Source organism: Streptomyces tatrensis (assembly GCF_049310065.1).
Classification (GTDB): Bacteria; Actinomycetota; Actinomycetes; order Streptomycetales; family Streptomycetaceae; genus Streptomyces.
On record NZ_JBMDLB010000011.1, the window covers coordinates 213,296 to 233,540 of the forward strand.

The following is a 20,245-nucleotide window of genomic DNA, read 5'->3' on the forward strand; positions in this document are numbered from 1 at the left end:
CTCCTCGGTCAGACGGCCTGGTCCGGGGCATGGCACGGCATGGCACACCCCCGGTCGCAGCGCCGCCGCGATCACGTTGGTGTGACTCTAGGGGCAGCCTCGGACAATGCTTCCGGCAGTGCCCCGGGAAGGGCGGTTCACGCCCGCGGGGGCCCCGAGCGACGCCCCGGACCGACTCGCATCCGCCGCCGAACTCGACGTGGACCGGCCGCGGTAGGTGCTGTGCGGAGTCCGAAAATCGCAGGCCTGCGGCGGGGGTACGTACGACAAGTGCCGGCTGCCCGCCGAGGGTCCGGGGCGGCGCGCGGAGGCCGGTGCGGGTCCGGCCCCCGCCGGCCGGCGGGGGCCGAGGTAAGGACGTTGGCCGCGCTTCCTTCTCGGTGCCGTCTCGTTGACCTGGTCACTCGACCATTGGAGGCGCACCCCATGCTCAGGACATCCCCCGCCCGGCGGCTCTCGGCGGTACTTGTGACGGCCTCCGTCATCGCGGGTGCGGCGGGGGTCAGCCCCGCGCATGCCGTGGAGCGGTGCAAGGTGTCGTCCAAGACCGTTGACAACCCCGCCTACAGCGGAGCCTGGCCCGACAACTGGAAGTTCACCGTCAAAGCCTGTGTCACCGAATCCGGCGACACCATCCGGCACTGGGCGACGCTCTCATGGGATCTGCCTGAAGCCTCCACCAGCCCGGGACCCGTATTCCACGCCACGGGCACGTACGTCGAGGTGACGGCGATGATCGTCGGAGGCGGTCTGGCCGTCACCAGGCGCACCGACCTGGCCCAGGCACTCAACAGGACGAAGGACGGGTCCACGACCCCCGCGGCCTACTCCTCGAGCTGGTCCAACCGGCACCGCCTCTTCACCGACGTGATCTTGTTCCTCGACTGGAAGGGCGACGGGAAGGGCGCCCAGAAGATCCACTTCGCCCCTTCACCCTCCCTGGCCGGCTCGGCGCGATGAAACCGGCGCCGCCCACCCCTGCCCGTCGAAGGCGAAGGTCCGCGACGGGATCCAGGGGGTGCTGTGGACCAGGCGGCGGGTCATCTGGGCCCAGCCGAGAGGGGCTGCGGCGATCACCCATGCGTCGGGGGCGGGCGCCGTCAGGCGGCGGGCCGGGCGTAGCCAGGATGCGGCGCGTTCCGGCCAGGTGACCGTGTCCAGGACTTCGCCGCCGCGGGAGCGCCAGGCCGTGGCGAAGGCCGACGCGGCGGCGGCCGAAGCGCTGTCGCGGCTGTGGCCGATGACCACCGTCCTGGCCCCGGATCGGGTCACGAGGGTGACGAGGGCCGCCAGTTCGGCCTCGGTGTGCGGGGCGGGGGGTGGGAGCGCGGCATGGGCAGCTGCCTCGGCCGGACCGAGCAGGGGCGATCTCTTCATTCCTGGGCTCCGTTTCTCCGGGTGGTCTTCCAGTCGGAGTACTGCTGCGGGAGGCAGCGGGCGCACGGGCGGTAACCCGCGGCCCGGGCGGTGGGTTCGTCGGCGAAGAAGACGCGGTACGGGACGTAGCCGCCGCGGGCGATGGCCCGCAGGGCCGAGGGGCAGTCCAGGCGTCCGTAGAGGCGTGCGCCCCGGTGGCCGCCCAGCCGGCCCGGGGTGGGGGACGGGTGCGGGCGGCCGTCGGCCCCGGTCAGCCGGTACACCCGGTCAGGCCGCGTCGTGGAAGACCAGGCCCAGGGCGTGGCGGCGGCCGCTGCGGACCGTGCTCACGCCGTGGCGTACGGCGCCCGCGGACCAGCCCCGTTTGGTGCCCACCGGGCGGTCCATGGTGGTGAAGATCAGGCCGTGGCCTTGGGGCAGCGGGGTCGTGGTGCCCCGGGACTGGGCGCGCGGGCGCTGTTCCACGAGCAGGAACTCGCCGCCGGTGTAGTCGGTGCCGTAGGCGTCGAGGCCGATGACGACCTGCATCGGGAAGACCATGTCGCCGAAGAGGTCGCGGTGCAGGGCGTTCCAGTCGCCTTCGTCGTAGCGCAGCAGGATCTGTGCCGAGCGGTCCTGACCGGCCGCGTGGCACATCGCGATCCACTCGTCGAGCGTGTCCGGCCAGGGTGCGGGGCGGCCCAGGCGTGCGGCCCAGTCGCGGGCGATGGTGAGGAGGTGGGGGTAGAGCGCGGCCCGCAGGGCTGCCACGGGTTCGGGGAGGTCGTGGGTGAAGTAGCGGTACTCCCCGGATCCGAAGCGGTAGCGGGCCATGTCGATGGTGGTGCGGAAGCGTTGCGCGTCCTCGTAGAGGGAGGTGAGGCCGCGGCACTCGGCGGGGTCGAGGAGTTGCGGTGTCAGCGCGCAGCCGTAGGTGTCGAGTTCCTGGGCGAGGGCCTTCCAGTCCGCCGTCTCGAGGGGGTGAGGAGAGTTCTGGGGCTTCATCGGGTTCTTTCGTTCAGGTCGTGAGCATCGGCTGGAGGGCGCCCTCGTGGGTGAGCAGGGCGACTTTGCGGTCGACGCCGCCGGCGTAGCCGCGCAGGGTGCCGTCCGCTCCGATCACGCGGTGGCAGGGGCGGAGCAGCAGGAGGGGGTTGGCTCCGATCGCAGCGCCCAGGGCGCGTACTTGGCCGCGGGGGACGTCGAGGCGCTCGGCGAGGGCGCCGTAGGTGGTGGTCGTGCCGTACGGGATCGTGTCGATGGCGCCCCAGACGCGCTCCTGGAATTCGGTGCCCCCGGCGGCGTACTTCACCTCGAAGCGGGTGCGCCGGCCCTCGAAGTACTCCGCCAGCTGGCCGATCACCCCGGTGAAGGCCTCGGGATCGTGCCGCCACTCGGCGTGCGGCGCGGTGGTGTTGCGGCTGTCCGGCATGGCCAGGGTCACCAGGGTGAGGGCGTCCGGGGTGCGGGTGGATCGCTCTCCGACCAGGAGGAGGGTGCCCAGGGGGCTTTCGGTCCTCGTGAAGAGTTTCATCGGGCTTTCCATTTCGTCAGCGGGTGTTTCAGCGGGCGCTTCAGCGGCTGTTTCAGCGGGCGTTGTGGAAGATCAGGCCCAGTACGGTGCGGCGGCCCCAGTCGACGGCGTTGGTGCCGTGCTTCATGGGGTGGCGGCGGAAGCCGTGGACGCCGCGGACGGGCCGGTGCCGGACCGGGAAGATCATTCCCTGTCCGAGGGACGGTTTGACGACCAGCGCCCGGGACTGGGAGCGGGGGCGCTGTTCGACGAAGACGTTCTCGCCTCCGGTGAAGTCCTCGCCCGGCTCGTTGAGCATGACGGCGATCTGGAGGGGGAAGACGATGTCTCCGTAGACGTCCTGGTGGAGGCAGGCGTAGTCGCCCTTGTCGTAGCGCAGGATGAGCGGAGTGGGCCGCGACTGGCCGCCGGCCGCGCACTCGGCGAGCAGCTCGTCGAGGGTGGCGGGGTAGCTCCGCTCCTTCAGCTGCGGGGCCCACTGGTTGGCCATCCAGGCGACGAGGGGATACAACTCCTCGCGCAGTCGGCCCACCAGCGGGACCGCCGCGGGGTCGGCGAAGTATTTGTAGGAGCCGCGGCCGAACTGGTAGCGCTGCATCACCACGGTGGAGCGGAACAGCCGCGGCTCGTCGAACAGGGCGGCGATCTCCCGGCACTGCTCGCGGTCGAGGAGGGGCGGGGTGAGGGCCACGCCGTCGGTGTTCAGCTGCCGGAACAGCTCGTCCCGGTCGAGTGCGCCGGGAGCGGTCGTGCGCGTGCGGGTACTCGGTGTGGAAAGGTTCATGGTGGTTCCCATGCTCGGCGCCGGGCTGCCGCAGTGCTGGCGGCTTTCCGACGTCGCGTTCCGGGAGCCGGTATCAGGGGGTTCGCAGTGCGGTGGCCACCGCCGTCGGGTCCCAGTAGAAGGGGCGGATCTCGGTGATCCTTCCGTCCCGTACGGACATCAGCTGGACGATCCTGGTCTCCAGGGCGCGGCCGGACGCGCGGGCCACGAACCGGACGCGGCTGGTGACGACGACATCGGGGCCGTCGATCATCCGGTGCTGCTCCAGGAACTCGACCGACTGCCAGGCCTCCCCCATGACCGCCATGAACCGCTCGATGCCGTCGGGGCCGCGCCAGTCACCCGCGTACGGCAGCCCGGGGGCCTGGTGCAGCACCACCTGCGGGTGGAGGCAGGCGGCGATCTCCTCGAAGCCGGCCCGGCCCGGGCCGCCCGCGGCGATGTAGGCCGTCTCTGCGGCGTAGAACCGGGTCAGGGTTTCGGTCGTGCTCGGATTGGTGGTGGTCACTCGTCCCCTAACGAAGGGGAGCGGGTGGGGGGTTACAGCCGCGTGATGCCGAGGTTCTGGTGGATCTCCAGGGTCGCGGTGGATTTGTTGAGGGTGATGTAGTGCAGGCCCGGGGCGCCCTCGGCGAGGAGCCGGTCGGACATGGCCGTCGCGTGCTCGACGCCGATGCGGTGGCCGGTCGCCGGGGTGTCCTTCGCCGCTTCGAGTTTCCGGGCGAGGGCGTCCGGGAAGCGGGCGTCGCTGAGTTCGGCGAATCGCCGGATCTGGCGGAAGTCGGTCGCCGGCATGATCTCGGGGATGATCGGCGTGTCGCAGCCTGCCGCCGTGACCCGGTCCCGCAGCCGGAGGTAGTCGTCCGCGTCGAAGAACATCTGGGTGATGGCGTAGTCGGCGCCGGCTCGGCATTTGGCGACGAAGTGCCGGATGTCCTCGGCCCAGGAGGGCGAGCGGGGGTGGCGTTCGGGGAACGCCGCGACTCCGACCGTGAAGCTGCCCAGTTCCCGGACCAGGGTGACGAGTTCGTGGGCGTGCGTCAGGCCGTCCGGGTGGGGAGTCCAGTGGGCGCCGGGGGCGCCCGGCGGGTCCCCGCGCAGGGCGAGGACGTCGCGGATGCCCGCGTCCGCGTAGCGGCCGACGATCCGGCGCAGTTCGGCCACCGAGTGGCCGACGGCGGTCAGGTGGGCCACGGGGCGCAGGGTGGTTTCGGCGGCGATGCGCCGGGTGACCTCGATGGTGCGGTCCCGGGAGGAACCGCCCGCGCCGTAGGTGACCGACACGAAGGTGGGCGACAGGGCCTCGACCCGGCGGACGGCCTCCCACAGGGTGCGGTGTCCCTTCTCGGTCTTCGGTGGGAAGAACTCGAAGGAGAAGGAGGGGAGGCCCGCGTCCAGGTGCTCCCGCAGGGTTTTGGCGGCGAGCGGGGCGGGAGCCGGCGTCGTCACGGCAGGTCCGTCAGGATCGGTTCCAGGACAGCGGTTTCGTCGGGTCCGTAGGTGTGGGCGATGCGGTGGAGGAGGTCCGCCGGCACGATCTTGTACTCCTGGGTGCCGATCGATTCGAGGACCAGGGTGGCCAGGGCGCAGCCCAGCCGGGCGGCTGTCGCGGCGGGCACCCCGCGTGCGATCGCGGCGAGGAAACCGGACCGGAAGGCGTCGCCCACTCCGGTGGGGTCGGCCGGGGTGGGTGTGGGGAGGGCCGGTATCCGGTCGGGTCGGCCGTCGCGGGTTTCGAGGCGTGCGCCGTCGGCGCCGAGGGTGGTGATCCAGGTGCCGACGCGGGCGAGGACTTCCTCGCGGCTCCAGCCGGTGCGTTGGAGGAGGAGGGCTGCCTCGTAGGCGTTGGTGAAGAGGAAGCGGGCGCCGGTGATCAGCCGCCGGGTCTCGTCGCCGTCGAGCCGGGCGAGCTGCTGCGAGGGGTCGGCGGCGAAGGGAATCCCCAGCCGGCGGCACTCGTCGGTGTGGCGGAGCATCGCTTCGGGGTCGTTGGGGGCGATGACCACCAGGTCGGGGGTTCCGGTGCGTTCGGCGACGGTGGCCAGGGAGATGTGCCGGGCCTCGGCCATGGCACCGGCGTAGAAGGTGGCGATCTGGTTGTGGTCGGCGTCGGTCGTGCACATGAACCGGGCCGTGTGCAGGGTGGTGCTCACCCGTACGGATCCGGTGTCCACGCCGTTGTTCCGCAGCCATGCGGCGTAGTCGGCGAAGTCCTGGCCGGCGGCGCCGACGAGCACGGGGGTCAGGGCCAGCCGGGCCAGGCCCACGGCGATGTTGGCCGCCACGCCGCCTCGTCGTACCTCGAGGGTGTCGGCGAGGAACGACAGTGAGACGTTGTCGAGTTGATCGGGGATCAGCTGGTCGCGGAACCGGCCGGGAAAGACCGTCAGGTGGTCGGTGGCGATCGAACCGGTGACTGCGATGCGCACGTGTTCTCCTGGGCTGGTTGGGGCCGGCTCACGCTGTCGGCGGGGTCTGGCCGGATGGGGGGAACGGCGCCGGAGGGGAACGGCGCCGGAGGCGAGCCGTCACCGGGCGGCTGCGGCCTTGAGCTGCTCGGCGCGGTCGGTGCGTTCCCAGGTGAAGGACGGGAGTTCGCGGCCGAAGTGGCCGTAGGCGGCGGTCTGGGCGTAGATCGGGCGCAGCAGGTCGAGGTCGCGGATGATCGCGGCCGGGCGCAGGTCGAAGACCTCCGCTATCGCGTCCTCGATCTTCCGGACGTCGACCTTGTGGGTGCCGAAGGTCTCCACGAACAGACCGACGGGCTCGGCCTTGCCGATCGCGTACGCGACCTGGACCTCGCAGCGCGAAGCCAGACCGGCGGCCACCACGTTCTTGGCGACCCAGCGCATGGCGTACGCGGCGCTGCGGTCCACCTTGGAGGGGTCCTTGCCGGAGAAGGCACCGCCGCCGTGGCGGGCCATGCCGCCGTAGGTGTCGATGATGATCTTGCGGCCGGTCAGGCCGGCGTCGCCCATCGGGCCGCCGACCTCGAAACGGCCGGTCGGATTGACCAACAGGCGGTAGCCGTCGGTGTCCAGCTTGATGCCGTCCTCTGCCAGGTCGCGCAGGACGTGTTCGACGACGAACTCGCGGATGTCGGGAGTGAGCAGCTTCTCCAGGTCGATGTCCGCCGCGTGCTGCGAGGAGACGACGACGGTGTCGAGGCGGACGGGTCGGCTGCCCTGGTATTCGATGGTGACCTGGATCTTGCCGTCGGGGCGCAGGTAGGGGATCGAGCCGTCGCGGCGCGCTGCGGTCAGCCTCCGGGACAGGCGGTGCGCCACTTCTACGGGCAGGGGCATCAGGTTGGGCGTCTCGTCCGTGGCGTAGCCGAACATCAGGCCCTGGTCCCCCGCGCCCTGCCGGTCGAGCTCGTCCTCATCGCCCTCCACCCGGCTCTCGTACGCGGTGTCGACGCCCTGGGCGATGTCGGGAGACTGGGCACCGATGGACACGGAGACTCCGCAGGAGGCGCCGTCGAAGCCCTTGGCGGACGAGTCGTAGCCGATCTCCAGGATCTTCTCGCGCACGAGCTGGGCGATCGGCGCGTAGGCCAGACTGGTGACCTCGCCCGCGATGTGCACGAGGCCGGTGGTGATCAGGGTCTCGACGGCGACGCGGGAGGCGGGGTCCTCGCGCAGCAGGGCGTCGAGGATGGAGTCGCTGATCTGGTCGGCGATCTTGTCGGGGTGGCCCTCGGTCACGGACTCCGAGGTGAACAGGCGGCGGGACATCACATTTCCTCCGGCTTGTCGGGACGCGGTACGGGCGGTGGCGGCTCGGAGAGCGCGCGGGAGACCAGTGCCCGGGCTGCGCCGGTGTAGGTGGTGGGGTCGAGCAGGCGGTTCAGTTCCTCGTCGGTGACGTGTCGGGACACTTCGGGCAGTTCGCGCAGTACGTCGGCCAGCGGACGGTTCTCGCGGTCGGCGGTGAGCGAGGCCGCGGAGAGGAGGTCCTTGGCGCGGGTCCGGCCCAGCCGGGGGGTCAGGGCCGCGGCCAGGCGCTCGGTGGCCACCTGGCTGCCGGTGAGGGCGAGGTTGCGGAGCATGCGCCGCGGATCGGGGGTCAGCCCCCGGGCGAGCTCCGCGGCCGTCCAGGCGGCGCCGCCCGCCAGCCGCAGGCACTCGCGCAGCAGCAGCCATTCGGCGTGCCAGACGCCTGCGGCACGCTCGTCCTCCGTGATGAGGCACTGGGTCAGCGCGCTTGCCATGGGCGGGACTTGGAGGGCGGCGCTGCGGATCAGGGTGGAGAGCACGGGGTTGCGTTTGTGGGGCATCGCGGACGAGCTGCCCCGGCCGGTGACGGCGGGCTCGGCGGCCTCGCCGATCTCCGTGCGGACCAGCACCTGTACGTCGACCGCGAATTTGCCGAGCGCGCCCGTGGTGAAGGCGAGCGCGGCCGCCGTGTCGGCGATCGGTGTGCGCAGCGCGTGCCACGGCAACACGGGTCGGGCCAGCCCGGTTTCGGCGGCGAAGGCGTCGGCCAGCCGGGCCGGGTAGGCCTCGGGGCCGGGGGGTTCCGCCAGGGTGGAGGCGTCCGCCGGGGACCGGTCCGGGGCCGGGGTCGCGTACTCCAGGTAGCCGGCCAGGGTGCCGGCCGCGCCGCCCAGGGAGACGGGCAGGGAGGCGCGTACGACGGCGATCCGCGCCGCGGCGTCCAGGATCAGGTGCCGCCAGCCGGCCGCTTTCAGGCCGAAGGTGGTGGGGACCGCGTGCAGGGCGAGGGTGCGGCCCGCCATGACGGTGTCCGCGTGCTCCTCGGCGAGAACGGCCAGGGCCTCGGCGGTGCGTGCCAGGTCGGCGCCGATCAGGTGCAGGGCGCGGGCGCACACGAGCATCGCGCCGGTGTCCAGCACGTCCTGGCTGGTCGAGCCGCGGTGCACGTATTCGGCGGCCGCCGGATCCTCGGCCGCCACCAGGTCGGTCAGGGCCCGTACGAGGCCCACCACGGGGTTGGCGGTCTCCCGGGCGGCGACGGCCAGGGCCCGCGGGTCGAACCGTTCCGCCCGGGCGGCGGCGGTGATGGCCTGTGCGGCGGCCGGCGGGACGGTGCCCAGCCGGGCCTGCGCCCGGGCCAGGGCCGCCTCCGCGTCGAGCATGGCCTGGATCCAGGCCCGCTCGCCCACGGCTTCCTCGACCGGGGTGCCCACCCGTACGGGCGAAAGGAGTCCCGCGTCGGGCCCTCCGTCGAAGTGATCGGCCCGATCCGTCATGTGCGTACCTCCAGGAGGCCGGCCGCGGGGAGGGGCCGGTACGGGGCGAGTTCCAGCAGGGCCCTGGCGATGGAGTCGGAGTCGCCGAGGGTCACCGAGTTGACGCCCGGCCTGATCCCGGCGGCGGTCACCCAGTGCACGGCCTCGGTGGGCACGCCGTAGGCGAAGCGGCGCGGATGGGCGCGGCCGTGCGCGTCCACGGTCCGGTACGGGCGCTGGGTGACGGCCAGTCCGCCGGACTCGTACACGGTGCCGCAGCTGCCCTCCAGCCGGTACGGGACGGCCTGGCCGGTGCGCAGCAGGTGGAGGAGCAGGGCGTCGCCGGTCCGCCGCAGGTCGGGCTCCGGCAGCCGGGCCTCGATGAGCACGGGCGCGCGTACCGGTTCGGCGTCCACGCTCCGGGAGCGGGCCGCGAACGCGGGAGCCGGGCCGTCGGATTCGATGGCGATCTCCAGGCCGGGTCCGAGAATCTCGACCACTCCGGCCTCGATGAGCGCGTGCAGCTCCTCGATGCGGGAGACGGGAGGGCCGATCGAGAGGAAGGCGTTCAGGGGCGTGTACCAGCCCTGCAGGTCGTCGCGGTAGGAGTTGCCCTCCAGTCCGCCGTGGTCCACGGCGAGCCGTATCTCGTTGCGCAGGTCGCGCAGGACGTCCAGGGCCGCCTTGAGCGGGCCGCTGACGTTGCCCGCGGCGGCCTCCCGCATGTCCCGTGCCAGGTAGTCGAGGAGCCAGCGGCGGAAGTGTGCGCGGTCGGTGAAGCGGGTGGAGCCCGCGGGGCGTGCGAGCACGTCCCAGTCCCAGTGGGCGCCCTCCTCGACGCCGTGGGCGTCGAGGAGTTCGCGCTCGGCGGCCTTGCCGGGCGCCGCGAGGTAGGCCTCGGCGAAGGCCGGGACCCGCTCGGCCTGCCCTCGGGAGATCAGCAGCGTCTCGTAGTAGACGCTCTCCACCTCCTTGGCGATCAGCGGCCACAGGTGGGTGGAGAAGTGGACCCGCTCGCCTTCGAGGGTGCGGCGCCGCAGTGCGCGGATCGTGTCCGGGTCCAGGAGCCTGGGCTCGTAACGGCCGTGCGCGCCCTTCTCGTTCTCTCCGCGCGCGTGGTAAGGGATGCCGCGCCGCGAACCGGCGTAGACGAGCGGCTCCCGCCCGGACGGCAGGTAGCGGAGTCGGCCGGCGCGGCGGACGAAGGTGCCGCCGCGGCCGTGGGTGAGCAGGGCCATCTGGTCGAAGAAGTTCAGGCCCAGGCCCCGGATCAGGACCGGCCGTCCCGCTGTGACCCCGGAGAGGTCCAGGTCCGCCGGGTTGGCGGGGAGGAAGTGCGCGAGGCCGTGGGCGGCGGCCTTCCGCGACCACTCGGCCTCCTTCTGCGACGGCCGTCCCCGTACGTGGCCCTGGGCGAGCACGACCGCGTCCAGGCCGGCCAGGCGGGTGCCGTCGGCGAGGGTGAGCGTCTGCGCGCCGCCGGGGGCGGGACCGTCGTCCTCCAGGGCGACCGCGCGGGTGCGGTGTTCGACGACGGTGCAGTGGGTGGGCGCTTCCCGCGTCACGCGGCGGTAGGCGTATTCCAGGTACCGGCCGTAGAAGGCGCGGGTGGGGTAGTCGTCGGCGCCCAGGCGCAGTGCCTCCGCGCGGGTCGCCTCGTCGTACGCGCCGGTGTCGTCGCAGGGCACGACGGTGCGGGCCCACTCGTGGAGGCTCGGCCCCGGGTCCACGGGCCCGTCCATCTCCACCGTCCCGTCGGTGAAGACCGTCACCTGGGAGGCGACGGTGTTCATCAGCAGGAGCCGTGACTGGTCCGTGCGCCAGACCCGGCCGGCGCCGGGCGGATAGGGGTCCACGAGGTGGATGACGACCGAGCCGTGCGCGGCGGACTTGCGCTCGTTGGCGCAGATGCGCTCCAGCACCGACAGGCCGCGCGGACCGGCCCCGACGATGCAGACCGCCAGCGCGGTGGTGCCGCTCATGCCGCCTCCCTCGCCCCGGCCCGCCCCGAGCCGGTCAGTTGGGCGACGAGTTCGCCCGGGTGGGTGGGGAGCCTGTTGCCGCGCCAGGCCACGTGCTGGTCGGGACGGATCAGCACGAGGTCCCGCCCGTAGAGGTCCCGGGCTTCCGGGATGTCCACGTCGAGGACGGACAGCGGCATGCCGAGCCCGTGGGCGGAGGCCTCCAGCCGTTTGCTGTCGGGTGCGCCGCCGCCGAGGCGCAGCAGGGTCCAGCCGGTGCCGAACCGGTCGTACAGCGAGCTGCCCTGTCCGTGCCAGTCGTCGAGCCACAGGTGCGGGGCCCGGCCGCCGGGGACGCCGGAGGGGGTGTACGTACCCCACGAGTCCGCCGGGGGTTCCCCGTCACGGGCGACGATGGGCGAGCCGTCGTAGCGGGCTCCGAGCTGGACGCCGAGGGAATGGGTGCGTTCCCCGTAGTCGCGCAGCAGGGCGCCCACCCTGGCCCGGGCCTCTTCCCCGGCCGGGCCGTCCTCCTCCAGGGCGGGCGGTCGGTCGATGGAGCCGAGTCCCGCGTTCAGTTCGCGGGCCGCGGCGGTGTTGCGCAGGGCCACCGGGCGCCGTTCCGCCTCGTAGGTGGCGAGCAGGCCGGGGCCGCCCCAGCCCTGGAGGACCGCGGCGAGCTTCCAGGCCAGGTTGGCGGCGTCGTCGACGCCGGTGTTCATCCCGAACCCGCCGTTGGGCGTGAACAGGTGCGCGGCGTCCCCGGCGAGCAGGACCCGGCCGATGGTGAAGCGCTGCGCGACCAGGGCCGCGCCCGGGGTCCAGGGCCGGTGGCCGAGGACCTCCACGGGCAACGGGGTGCCGGCGGCCCGGCGCACCAGGTCCGTGAGCCGGCCGGGGTCGGCGGTGTCGGGGTCGACGGAGCTGGTGAGCAGGAAGAACTCGTCCGCGCCGTCGAGGGCGATCAGGTTCATCACGAGTTCGCTGTTGAGCGCCCAGTAGCTCCAGGCGCGCGGGCCGGTCATGACGTCCGTGTGGAAGGTGGGCAGCCGCAGGTGGGCGGCGGTGGCCCGGCGCCCCAGCACCTCTTGGTCGAGCGAGCCGGGGCCCTCGTAGTGGACTCCGAGGGAGCGGCGTACGAAGCTGCGTCCGCCGTCGCATCCCACCGCGTAGCGCGCCCGGGTGTGCTCGGTGCGGCCTTCGGCGTCCTCGGTGCTCAGGACGACCTGGGTCTTGTCCTGCCGCAGGCCGTGGACGGTGCGGCCGAGGCGCAGGGTGATGCGGGGGCGGGTGCGGACGTGCTCGTACAGGAACCGCTCGACGTACATCTGGTTGGCACGGTGGACCGGCTCGGGTGTCTGGTCGGTGGCGGGTGCGCCTGCCGTCTGGCTCATGCGCCGGCTCCGGGAGGCGAGCGGCAGCCGGGCCAGCTCGTGGCCGTCGTAGCGGGTGAAGTAGGCGATGTCGGCGGGGTGTTCGACGGGCAGGCCGAGTCTGCGGATCGGCGCCGCGATGCCCAGGCGGCGGTAGTGCTCCATGGTCCGCGCGTTGTGGGTGTTGCCGCGCGGCTCGCCGTACGGGTGGTGCGCCGCGTCGAAGACGGTGGAGCGGACGCCGTGGCGGTCGAGGAACAGGGCCAGCATCAGGCCGACCGGTCCCCCGCCGACGATCGCGACGGGGGTGTGCACGGCGGAGGTGACGTCCATCTAGCACCGCCCCTTCGCGCCGGCGCTCGTCCGCCCGGTCGTGCCGGCGGCCGGTGTCGGTGGGGTGCCCGGTGCGCGTGGGGCGCCCGGTGTGCGCCCGAGGGCGGTGAGGAGGGCTTCATCCAGCGCCTGCGCAGGATCGGGGCACGCGGAGAGCAGGCGCATCGTCACGAAGCCGTCGGGGCGGACCAGGACGGCTCCGTCCTCGTCGTGGCCGCGCAGTCGGTGCCAATCGCCGTCGGCGTCCTCGAGCCCGTCGCCGGAGCCGACGGCGTACGCGTCGATGCGGAGGCCGTGGCGGCGGGCCAGCAGCTCGGCGGCCTCCAGCCAGGCCCGGCCGTGGGCGCCGGCGAACAGCAGGAAGGATCCGGGTGCGGTGTGCAGCTGGTGGGTGGAGACGCGCCGGCCCTCCCGGTGGAGCCAGGCGTGCGGCAGCCGGGAGCCGGGCCGGGCGGTCTGCGGGTAGTGCAGGCCCAGTGGGTCCGTCCGGGGGCGGGGGGTTCCGTCGGGGGTGACGCGGCCGGCGTCGGCGTAGTCGTAGCCCATCTCCAGGCCGAGGTGCGCGGTGGTGATCCGGTTGGTGTCGAAGTACTCGCGCAGGACGGCGCGGCGGGTCTCGCCGTCCGGGGTGTCGGAGAAGAGGGCGGTCATCTGGGCGCGGTTCCACTCCGGGCGGGCCCCTTGCACCACGCCGGTGCCCGCGGTGAACGCGATCTGGTTGAAGAGGGAGAAGAGCGCGCGCTCCACGACGCGGACGGCGACCGGGCGGCGTTCGGCGTCGTAGCTGTCGAGCAGGGGCTCGTCCGCATGGCCGCGCAGGACCAGGGCGAGCTTCCACGCCAGGTTGTGGGCGTCCTGGACCGCGGTGTTCAGGCCCAGTGCTCCCGAGGGCGGGTGGCGGTGGGCGGCGTCGCCGACCAGGAAGACGCGGCCCGAGCGGAAGTGGCGTGCGACGGTTCCCTCGACGGGCCAGCGGCTGATGCTCTCGACCTCCATGGGGTGGTCGTCGGGCAGTTTGAGCGTGCCGCGCACCATCTTGACGATGGTCTCGTCGTCGAGTTCGGCGGCTCCCCGGGCCCCCGGCGGGCGCGAGAACATCAGCGTCCACTCCTCCGAGTGGCGGCCCCAGCGGCGCGGTCCCATGGGCACCACCCCGCAGTGCTCCAGGGTGCCGTCCTGCGAGAGGCTCGACACCCGGTTGACGACGGCGTCGTCGTACGGGATGAACGGCGAGAAGTCGGCCCGGACGTGGAGGTTGATCCACTCGAGGAAGGTCGGGGTGCCCTCCATCTCGACGTCGTCCCGCAGTCGCCCGACCGTCTTGCCGCCGTCCGCGGCGATCACGTACGAGCAGCGCACGCGGAAGCTCTCGCCGGTGCCGCGGTCGAGCACGGTCGCGGTGATCCCCTCCCTGTCCCCGCCCTCGTCCTCGCCCTCGCCCTCGGCGAGGTCGAGCAGTTCGTGGTGGAAGAGCAGGCTGCCGGGCGCGCGTTCCTCCGCGTGCCGGCGCAGCAGCGGTTCCAGCCAGCGCTGGCCGAGGTTGGCGTGCGGCTGCGCGGAGGCCTTCGCGTAGCGGGCGGCCAGTTCGCCGCCGCCGAACGCGCTCGTACGGTGCAGCACCTTGCGGTCGTACGGCTCGTCCCCGCCGAGGCTGGACAGCCACACCATCGCCCCGCTGTTCTCCGGCGGCGAGCCCTCGCGGTAGATGTCCTCGGCCACCTTGAGGTGCTCGAATATCTCCATCGTGCGGGCGTTGAGGATGTGCGCCTTCGGCTGGAGCGACGTCGAGGGGTGGCGTTCCACAAGGAGCGATTCGATGCCGAGGCCGGACAGGGCCAGCGAGGAGGTGAGTCCGGAGCCGCCTGCTCCGACGATCAGGACGGGGACGCGGCGGTCGGCGGCCGCGCCGGGCCGGGCGTGTGCGTTCATCGTTCTTCCTTCGCCGGTGCCACGACCAGCAGGCTGGTCTCCAGGGCCAGTTCAGTCACGGATTCGAGGCGGAGGCCGGCCGCGGCGAGCACCGTCCGGTAGCCGTCGAGGGTGCGCTCCCGGCCGCCCGCCGCCATCAGCAGGTGCAGGTCCCACAGCAGCGGAAGGAGCGCCGTGCCGTCGGTGGGGATGACCCGCTCGACGATCAGCAGCCGGGCCCCGTCGGACATGGCGGCGCGGATCGAGGAGAGCAGGCGTACCGCGTGCGCGTCGTCCCAGTCCTGCAGGACCCGCGACAGCAGGTAGACGTCGCCGCCCGCGGGGACCTCTTCGAAGACGTCCCCGCCGACCGTTCGGTGCCGGCCGGGCCCGAGCGTGCTCGTCAGGTGGGCCTCGGCCACGGGCACGACGTGCGGTAGGTCGAACAGCACCCCGTGCAGATCAGGGTGGGCGCCGAGGACGGTGGACAGCAGCATGCCGCCGCCGCCCGCGACGTCGACGACGGTGCGGGCGGAGTCGAAGTCGTAGGAGTCCAGGACGTCCTGGAAGAAGACGTTCCCGGCGTTCATCGCCCGCTGGAACTTGGCGGCGGCTCCCGCGTCCGCCGCCAGGTGCCCGCGCAGGGTGGTGCCGAAGGTGTGCTCGAACCCGGAGATCCCGGTGCGGACGGCGGGCACGACGGCGCCCCACGCGCGGTGGAACTCCTCGCCGTAGATCACCGCCATGTCCCGCATCGAACGCTCGTGGTCCGTGCGCAGCAGATCGCTGACGTTGGTCAGCCGGTAGCCCTCGGCTCCGCCGCCCGTGAAGACGTCCATGGCGGTCAGGAGGTGCATCAGGCGTTCGATCCCGTCCGTCCCGGAGCCGGTCGCCTCGGCGAGTTCGGCGGTGGTGGTGCGGCCGGCGTGGATGTGGTCGGGGATTTCGAGTACGGCGGCCGCGTGGAGCGCCTGTGCCTGCCAGGCGCCGGTGAGGAGGTCCACCACGCGACGCGCGGGATGCCCGTCGGCCATGTGTCGGAGCCTTTCGGTGTCGGTTCGTGTGCGGAGGTGGGTGGGGCCGGGACATGGCGGTCCCGGCCCGGGCTACTCGGAATGCGCGGCTGCCCCGGCCGGCAGCGGTGGCCGGAGCGCAGGCTCGTGATCGTGCGCCGTGTCCGCCCCGGCCGGGTGGTGCAGGACCTCTCCGTGCCGTTCGCGCAGGGCGCGTTTGAGGACCTTGCCGGTCGGCCCCGTGGGAAGTGCGCCGCGGTCGGCCGCCACGATGAGTGCGGCCAGCGGGGCGAGCCCCTTGCGGGCCAGCGCGACGTTGCACTGGTCGAGCAGGCAGCGCGGCGAACGCACCAGGTCGTCGCGGAACAGCACGACGGCGGCGGGCAGGGACGAGCCCGGGTGGTCGGGGTCCTCGACGGCGACGACGGCCGCGTCGAGGGCCTGCGTCGTCAGCAGGACCGATTCTTCGAGCGGGAGGCTGTGAACGGGCCCCGTGTCGGCGGCGATCACGTCGGGGGTGCGGTCCAGGTGGTACCAGTTGCCGTCGGTATCGCGCCGGACCACGTCGCCGGTCAGGAAGTAGCCGTTGACCAGGGACTCCCGGCCCAAGGTCGGGTCGTCCCAGTAGCCCGGGGTCACGCTGGGCGTGCGGACGCCCAGGAGGCCCGGCTCGCCGTCGGGCACCGGGGTGCCCCGTTCGTCGAGGACGGCAGCGTCCAGCACGGCCTTGACGGGGCGTCCGATGAGCCGGCCGTACCCGGCGCTCTGCGGGGTGTGGACCGTACGGAAGAGGACCATGCCCATCTCGGAGGAGCCCAGCCCGTCGACGTACCGCGAGCCCGCCAGTCGGCGGCGCCCTTCGCGGCGGATTCCGAGCGAGGTCAGGGGGCGGATGTGCCGCTCGTGCGAGGCGTCGCCCATGCCGTTCCAGGAGTGGATGGACTGAGCCGCGTACGGGGTCACCTGGGTGACGTCGATCTCGGCCAGGGTCAGCGGGAAACCCAGGACGAACGTGGGGCGGAAGCGGTTGATCGCCCGGGCCGTCGAGGCTCCGTCCGCCCCGTCCAGGACCAGGGCCGGGATCCCCAGCAGGAGCGCCATGGTGAGGTAGCTGATGCCCGCCGAGTGGCTGTGCGGCAGGGCGGTGAGCATGCGGTCGGAGCGCAGCGAGGGGAAGGTCCACAGCCGCTCGCGCTTGCCGTCGAAGAAGGAATCGTGCGTGAACACGGGGGCCTTGGGCCGTCCCGTCGTCCCTGAGGAGTGCGAGATCATCACCAGGTCGTCGCCCCGGTGTTCGTACGGGAAGCCGGGCATCGCGGCCGAGGGGCGCGGCGCGGTCTCGTCGATCCGCCGGATGTCCTCGGTCAGGATGTTCTTGTGCGCGGCCGTACCGGCCTTGTCCCAGACGCCGGTGGATCCTGCCAGCAGGTCGGCGTCGCCGACGAGGACCGTCGTACGGGTGCGCCGGAAGTACTCGGCGGCCGTCACCGTGGCCATGTTGGGGTTGCAGTGCACGGCGACCGCGCCGAGGCTGGTGATGGCGATGTGGTGCAGCAGGCCGTACATGCCGTTGCGGGTGTGGACGCCGACGTGCGTGTGCGGCAGCACTCCGTGGGTGCGGTACCAGTGGGCGTACCGGATCACGATGATCCGCATGTCGTTGAGGGAGTACCCGGGCAGCTCGCCCTCGTCCCACGTGTCGGAGGTGACGTCGGGGTGGAAGAGCAGCGGCCGGTCCCGGTCGGCGGCGACCTCCCAGGCGTGCCAGAAGAAGTTGCCGGCCCCCAGACGCCGGTCGAGGGTCAGCCGCAGGCGTTGTACGGCGGACCGCTGGGTCCTGAAGATGTGCATCCGTATGCCTTTCTCGTCCTTCGGCGGTCGGTGCCGCGGCCTGTGCCGCCGGGCACCGCGGGAGCGGGCGGCGGACGCCCGCTCCCACGGCCGGCTCACTTCTCCAGGCAGAACTCGTTGATCGGGTAGCCCACGTGCCGGTCCTCTACGGGCAGGTAGCCGAGCACCTTGTCGCCGGGCTTCAGCTCGGTGCTGTTGAGCACCTTGCCGCCGGGGCCGAGCACGCGTACGTGCCAGTCGTCCTGGAGGATCAGATTGGCGGTGCGCCCGCCGGGGCCCACCGCGTCGATCGAGATCAGCGGTCGGCTCTCGATCTTGACGCGGCCGACGGTGACCAGCCGGGTCCGGCCGTGGATGTCCACCGCGGTGATCTTGATGCCGGCCTTCAGCTCGCTCAGGTAGTTGGTCCGCTCGTCCTGTCCGAGCGTGTACGAGTGGATCGCGCCGGCGTTGACCCGGAAGGGGCGGGTGGGCATGTAGGGCAGGGGGTGCGTCTCACTGACGCAGAGGATCATCCCCTTGGAAGTCGAACCGACCAGGATGCCTTCGTCCTCGCGGAAGTACGTGGCCGTGTCCACGCACGCCCGGTCGCCCATGCCCACGTGCGCGGTGGCGGTGACCTCGAGCTCCACGAGCTCCACGTCCGCGACGCCCGCCTCGGCGGCCCGCCGCAGGGCGGTGGCGTCGCCGACGGCCGCGGGCGCCAGCAGCACACCGTCCGAGCCGAGTTCCAGCACGCCGAAGATGATCTCCGCCTCCTCCACGTCCTGGGCGAGGGTGACCAGGCTGCCTTCGGCCTTGGCGCCGGCGGCGATCACGATCTCCAGCGGGATCTTGGTCGGGTCGCGGAACCACAGCAGGCTCCACCGGTCGGTGCGCGCCGACTGGCAGGCGTCCTCGAGGGTGTCCGCGTCGATGATCTCGACGTAGCGGCCGAACTCCACCTCGGGATGGCGCAGGGCCAGTTCGGCGGGCTCACCGTGCTTGGCCGCCTCGACGATGACGACGTCGGCGGCTCCGAGGTCCTCGGGGAGCGTCTGCCCCTGGGGGAAGAGGACCTTGCGCACGGTGGGCGGCAGGCCGGCCAGGTCGGCGGGGTCGTCGGTGAGGATGCCGTCCACGCGCGCGTGGATCGCCTCCTCCACGATCGCGTCCTTCGCCGATCCGACCGAACGGATGTCGATCCAGCTGAGCTTCACAGAACACCTGCCATTCGCGGGGAAGTGGTGGGAATGAGGGAGCCGGGACCGATGGACCCGTGCAGGATCCCGGCGAGTTCCCGGACGGTCGCGCGGGGGTCGGGCGAGCCGAACACCCGCCGCCCGACGGCCAGTCCGCTGCATCCGACGGAGAGCGCGGAGGCGGCGAAGTCGGCGAGGCTCGAGACTCCGTCGCCGCCGCCCGCCACGATGATCGGGATCGGGGAGCTCGCGACGACCTCGGCCATGCGCTCGGCCGGAGCGGCGAGGACCGTCTTGACGATGTCCACGCCGAGGTCGGCGGCGATGTTGACGACGTGGGAGAGGAGGGTGGGGTCGTACGGGTCGGCGACCCGGGGGCCGCGCGGGTAGATCATTGCCAGCAGCGGCATGCCCCAGCGGTCGCAGGCCGCGGCGATCGCGCCGAGGTCCGCGAGCTGTTCGGCCTCGGTGTCCGAGCCGATGTTGACGTGCACGCTCACCGCGTCCGCGCCGAGCCGGATGGCGTCCTCGACGTCTCCGACCAGCACCTTCGCGTTGACGTCGGGACCGTGGGGTGTGCTGGCGCTCAGGTGCACCAGCAGTGAGCAGTCCGCGAGGACTTCGGAATCGATCACCCGCGCCCGCCCCTTGTGGACGACGATGCCGTCGGCGCCGCCGTCGACGACGTCACGGATCAGCGTGTCGAACGCGCCAGGCTGGTGTCGGCGCTGAGGGAGTTACCGGAGAACCCCCGGGTCGCCGTCGTGCTCCGGCACGTCGTCGGTCTGAGTTACATGGAGATAGCCGAGGCCCAGGGATGCCCGGTCGGAACGGTCAAAGCGCAGGTCTCGCGGGGTATCGGTAGCCTTCGTCAGCTGATGGATGCCAAGGACCCGCCCACAAGGGAGGTGTTGAAGTGAGTACGAACGCCGAGGGCACCGCCTCATCGCAGCCCGATCTGGAGAGCGCGCTGGCCGATCTCACCACTCCCGCTCCGGTGGACTTCGGGCTCCGGGTGCTGCGGCACGTGGGGGTATCCCGGGACCGCTACGACCAGTACGTGCACCTGGGAACGGACGCCGGGGGCCTCTACGTGGCCTTCAGCCCCGTCGCCGTCACCGGCGCCACACTGGAAGCGATGGTCGCCAGCGCCGAGATGTTCGAGGAAGTCCACTGGGGCCGGACCCGACGGACCGCGATCCGCGCCACCGCGCCCTTCCCCGGCCTGCGCCCCGCCCTGCGGACCAGCCGGGCGAAGGCCCTGCCGATCGACCTCGGCCCCCTGGACGAGCAGCAGCGCACCGTGCTGGAGGCCGTACGGACCGTGCCGCGGGGACAGCTGCGGCCCGTCGGCTGGATCGCCCGGGAGGCCGGTGTCGGATCCGCCGGGGAGGCGGCCGTGGTCGCCGCCCTGGCCGCCAACCCGGCGACCCTGCTCATCCCCTGCCACCGGATCACGTACGAGGACGGCTCGCCCTGCGACGCCGGATACCTGCCCAGCGCCGGCCGGGCGCTGCGCGCGGCCGAGAAGATCGACATGGAACGTCTGGCCACGCTGTCGGGGCGGGGCGTGTTCCTCCTGGGCAGCGACACCACGAACATCTACTGCCATCCCACCTGCGCCAACGCCCGCCGTATCACCCCGCCCCACCAGCGGCCGTTCCACAGCGCCTCCGAGGCCCGGCGGGCGGGCTATCGCGCCTGCCGCAGCTGCCGCCCCCTCACCGTCTGAAATCTCACGCACCGCGCGCCCGGCA

20 protein-coding genes are annotated in these 20,245 nt (G+C 72.5%); 3 read left to right on the forward strand and 17 right to left on the reverse strand.

What is annotated here, in order from left to right:
* Positions 1–426 precede the first annotated feature (426 nt).
* On the forward strand, positions 427–960 hold the full coding sequence (locus ACODT5_RS16660) for a hypothetical protein (protein WP_422520075.1): 534 nt from the start codon (positions 427–429) through the stop codon (positions 958–960).
* On the opposite strand, the gene ACODT5_RS16665 is transcribed toward ACODT5_RS16660, so the two are convergent.
* From ACODT5_RS16665 to ACODT5_RS16745, 17 genes are all read right to left on the reverse strand, one after another.
* Complete coding sequence (locus ACODT5_RS16665; RefSeq protein ID WP_422520076.1) at positions 931–1,377, reverse strand: hypothetical protein; 447 nt, start codon at positions 1,375–1,377, stop codon at positions 931–933. The two genes, ACODT5_RS16660 and ACODT5_RS16665, sit on opposite strands and share 30 nt — an antisense overlap.
* Positions 1,374–1,640, reverse strand: coding sequence for an Ada metal-binding domain-containing protein (locus ACODT5_RS16670; RefSeq protein ID WP_422520077.1), 267 nt, complete (start codon positions 1,638–1,640; stop codon positions 1,374–1,376). Before ACODT5_RS16670 ends, ACODT5_RS16665 begins: the two co-directional genes overlap by 4 nt.
* A 4-nt stretch (positions 1,641–1,644) precedes the next feature.
* Entirely contained in the window at positions 1,645–2,361 is a 717-nt protein-coding gene (locus ACODT5_RS16675; protein ID WP_422520078.1) for a 2OG-Fe(II) oxygenase, read from the reverse strand.
* Between the two features lie 13 nt (positions 2,362–2,374).
* Positions 2,375–2,890, reverse strand: a complete 516-nt coding sequence (locus tag ACODT5_RS16680) for a methylated-DNA--[protein]-cysteine S-methyltransferase (protein WP_422520079.1) — start codon at positions 2,888–2,890, stop codon at positions 2,375–2,377.
* Positions 2,891–2,942: 52 nt separating this feature from the next.
* Complete coding sequence (locus tag ACODT5_RS16685; protein WP_422520080.1) at positions 2,943–3,674, reverse strand: 2OG-Fe(II) oxygenase; 732 nt, start codon at positions 3,672–3,674, stop codon at positions 2,943–2,945.
* Positions 3,675–3,747: 73 nt separating this feature from the next.
* Positions 3,748–4,182, reverse strand: coding sequence for a nuclear transport factor 2 family protein (locus ACODT5_RS16690; RefSeq protein ID WP_422520081.1), 435 nt, complete (start codon positions 4,180–4,182; stop codon positions 3,748–3,750).
* 32 nt (positions 4,183–4,214) lie between these two features.
* Complete coding sequence (gene metF, locus ACODT5_RS16695; protein WP_422524939.1) at positions 4,215–5,084, reverse strand: methylenetetrahydrofolate reductase [NAD(P)H]; 870 nt, start codon at positions 5,082–5,084, stop codon at positions 4,215–4,217.
* A gap of 35 nt (positions 5,085–5,119) precedes the next feature.
* Positions 5,120–6,103 carry a carbohydrate kinase family protein gene (locus tag ACODT5_RS16700; protein ID WP_422520082.1) on the reverse strand — a complete coding sequence of 328 codons (984 nt, stop codon included), beginning with the start codon at positions 6,101–6,103 and terminating at the stop codon, positions 5,120–5,122.
* 99 nt (positions 6,104–6,202) lie between these two features.
* Positions 6,203–7,411 carry a methionine adenosyltransferase gene (gene metK / locus ACODT5_RS16705; RefSeq protein ID WP_422520083.1) on the reverse strand — a complete coding sequence of 403 codons (1,209 nt, stop codon included), beginning with the start codon at positions 7,409–7,411 and terminating at the stop codon, positions 6,203–6,205.
* Positions 7,411–8,889, reverse strand: coding sequence for a nitrosuccinate lyase (locus ACODT5_RS16710; RefSeq protein ID WP_422520084.1), 1,479 nt, complete (start codon positions 8,887–8,889; stop codon positions 7,411–7,413). The genes metK and ACODT5_RS16710 overlap by 1 nt, the downstream gene beginning before the upstream one ends.
* Positions 8,886–10,850, reverse strand: coding sequence for an FAD/NAD(P)-binding protein (locus ACODT5_RS16715; RefSeq protein WP_422520085.1), 1,965 nt, complete (start codon positions 10,848–10,850; stop codon positions 8,886–8,888). The genes ACODT5_RS16710 and ACODT5_RS16715 overlap by 4 nt, the downstream gene beginning before the upstream one ends.
* Positions 10,847–12,535, reverse strand: coding sequence for an FAD-dependent monooxygenase (locus ACODT5_RS16720; protein ID WP_422520086.1), 1,689 nt, complete (start codon positions 12,533–12,535; stop codon positions 10,847–10,849). The genes ACODT5_RS16715 and ACODT5_RS16720 overlap by 4 nt, the downstream gene beginning before the upstream one ends.
* The gene (locus ACODT5_RS16725; RefSeq protein WP_422520087.1) at positions 12,536–14,464 is read right to left on the reverse strand and encodes an FAD-dependent monooxygenase; all 1,929 of its coding nucleotides are present in this window, start codon (positions 14,462–14,464) and stop codon (positions 12,536–12,538) included.
* Entirely contained in the window at positions 14,461–15,477 is a 1,017-nt protein-coding gene (locus tag ACODT5_RS16730) for a methyltransferase (protein ID WP_422520088.1), read from the reverse strand. Before ACODT5_RS16730 ends, ACODT5_RS16725 begins: the two co-directional genes overlap by 4 nt.
* Before the next feature lie 72 nt (positions 15,478–15,549).
* Positions 15,550–17,307: a class I adenylate-forming enzyme family protein gene (locus ACODT5_RS16735; RefSeq protein ID WP_422520089.1), complete on the reverse strand. Its 1,758-nt coding sequence runs from the start codon at positions 17,305–17,307 to the stop codon at positions 15,550–15,552.
* A gap of 95 nt (positions 17,308–17,402) precedes the next feature.
* The gene (locus ACODT5_RS16740; protein ID WP_422520090.1) at positions 17,403–18,506 is read right to left on the reverse strand and encodes a 3-dehydroquinate synthase II family protein; all 1,104 of its coding nucleotides are present in this window, start codon (positions 18,504–18,506) and stop codon (positions 17,403–17,405) included.
* Positions 18,503–19,186, reverse strand: a complete 684-nt coding sequence (locus ACODT5_RS16745) for a 2-amino-3,7-dideoxy-D-threo-hept-6-ulosonate synthase (RefSeq protein ID WP_422524940.1) — start codon at positions 19,184–19,186, stop codon at positions 18,503–18,505. Before ACODT5_RS16745 ends, ACODT5_RS16740 begins: the two co-directional genes overlap by 4 nt.
* Between ACODT5_RS16745 and ACODT5_RS16750 the strand changes: the two genes are divergently transcribed.
* Both ACODT5_RS16750 and ACODT5_RS16755 read left to right on the forward strand, forming a co-directional pair.
* Complete coding sequence (locus tag ACODT5_RS16750; RefSeq protein WP_422520091.1) at positions 19,139–19,408, forward strand: sigma-70 family RNA polymerase sigma factor; 270 nt, start codon at positions 19,139–19,141, stop codon at positions 19,406–19,408. The genes ACODT5_RS16745 and ACODT5_RS16750 overlap by 48 nt on opposite strands.
* The gene (locus tag ACODT5_RS16755) at positions 19,405–20,220 is read left to right on the forward strand and encodes an MGMT family protein (protein ID WP_422520092.1); all 816 of its coding nucleotides are present in this window, start codon (positions 19,405–19,407) and stop codon (positions 20,218–20,220) included. The genes ACODT5_RS16750 and ACODT5_RS16755 overlap by 4 nt, the downstream gene beginning before the upstream one ends.
* Positions 20,221–20,245: the final 25 nt, after the last annotated feature.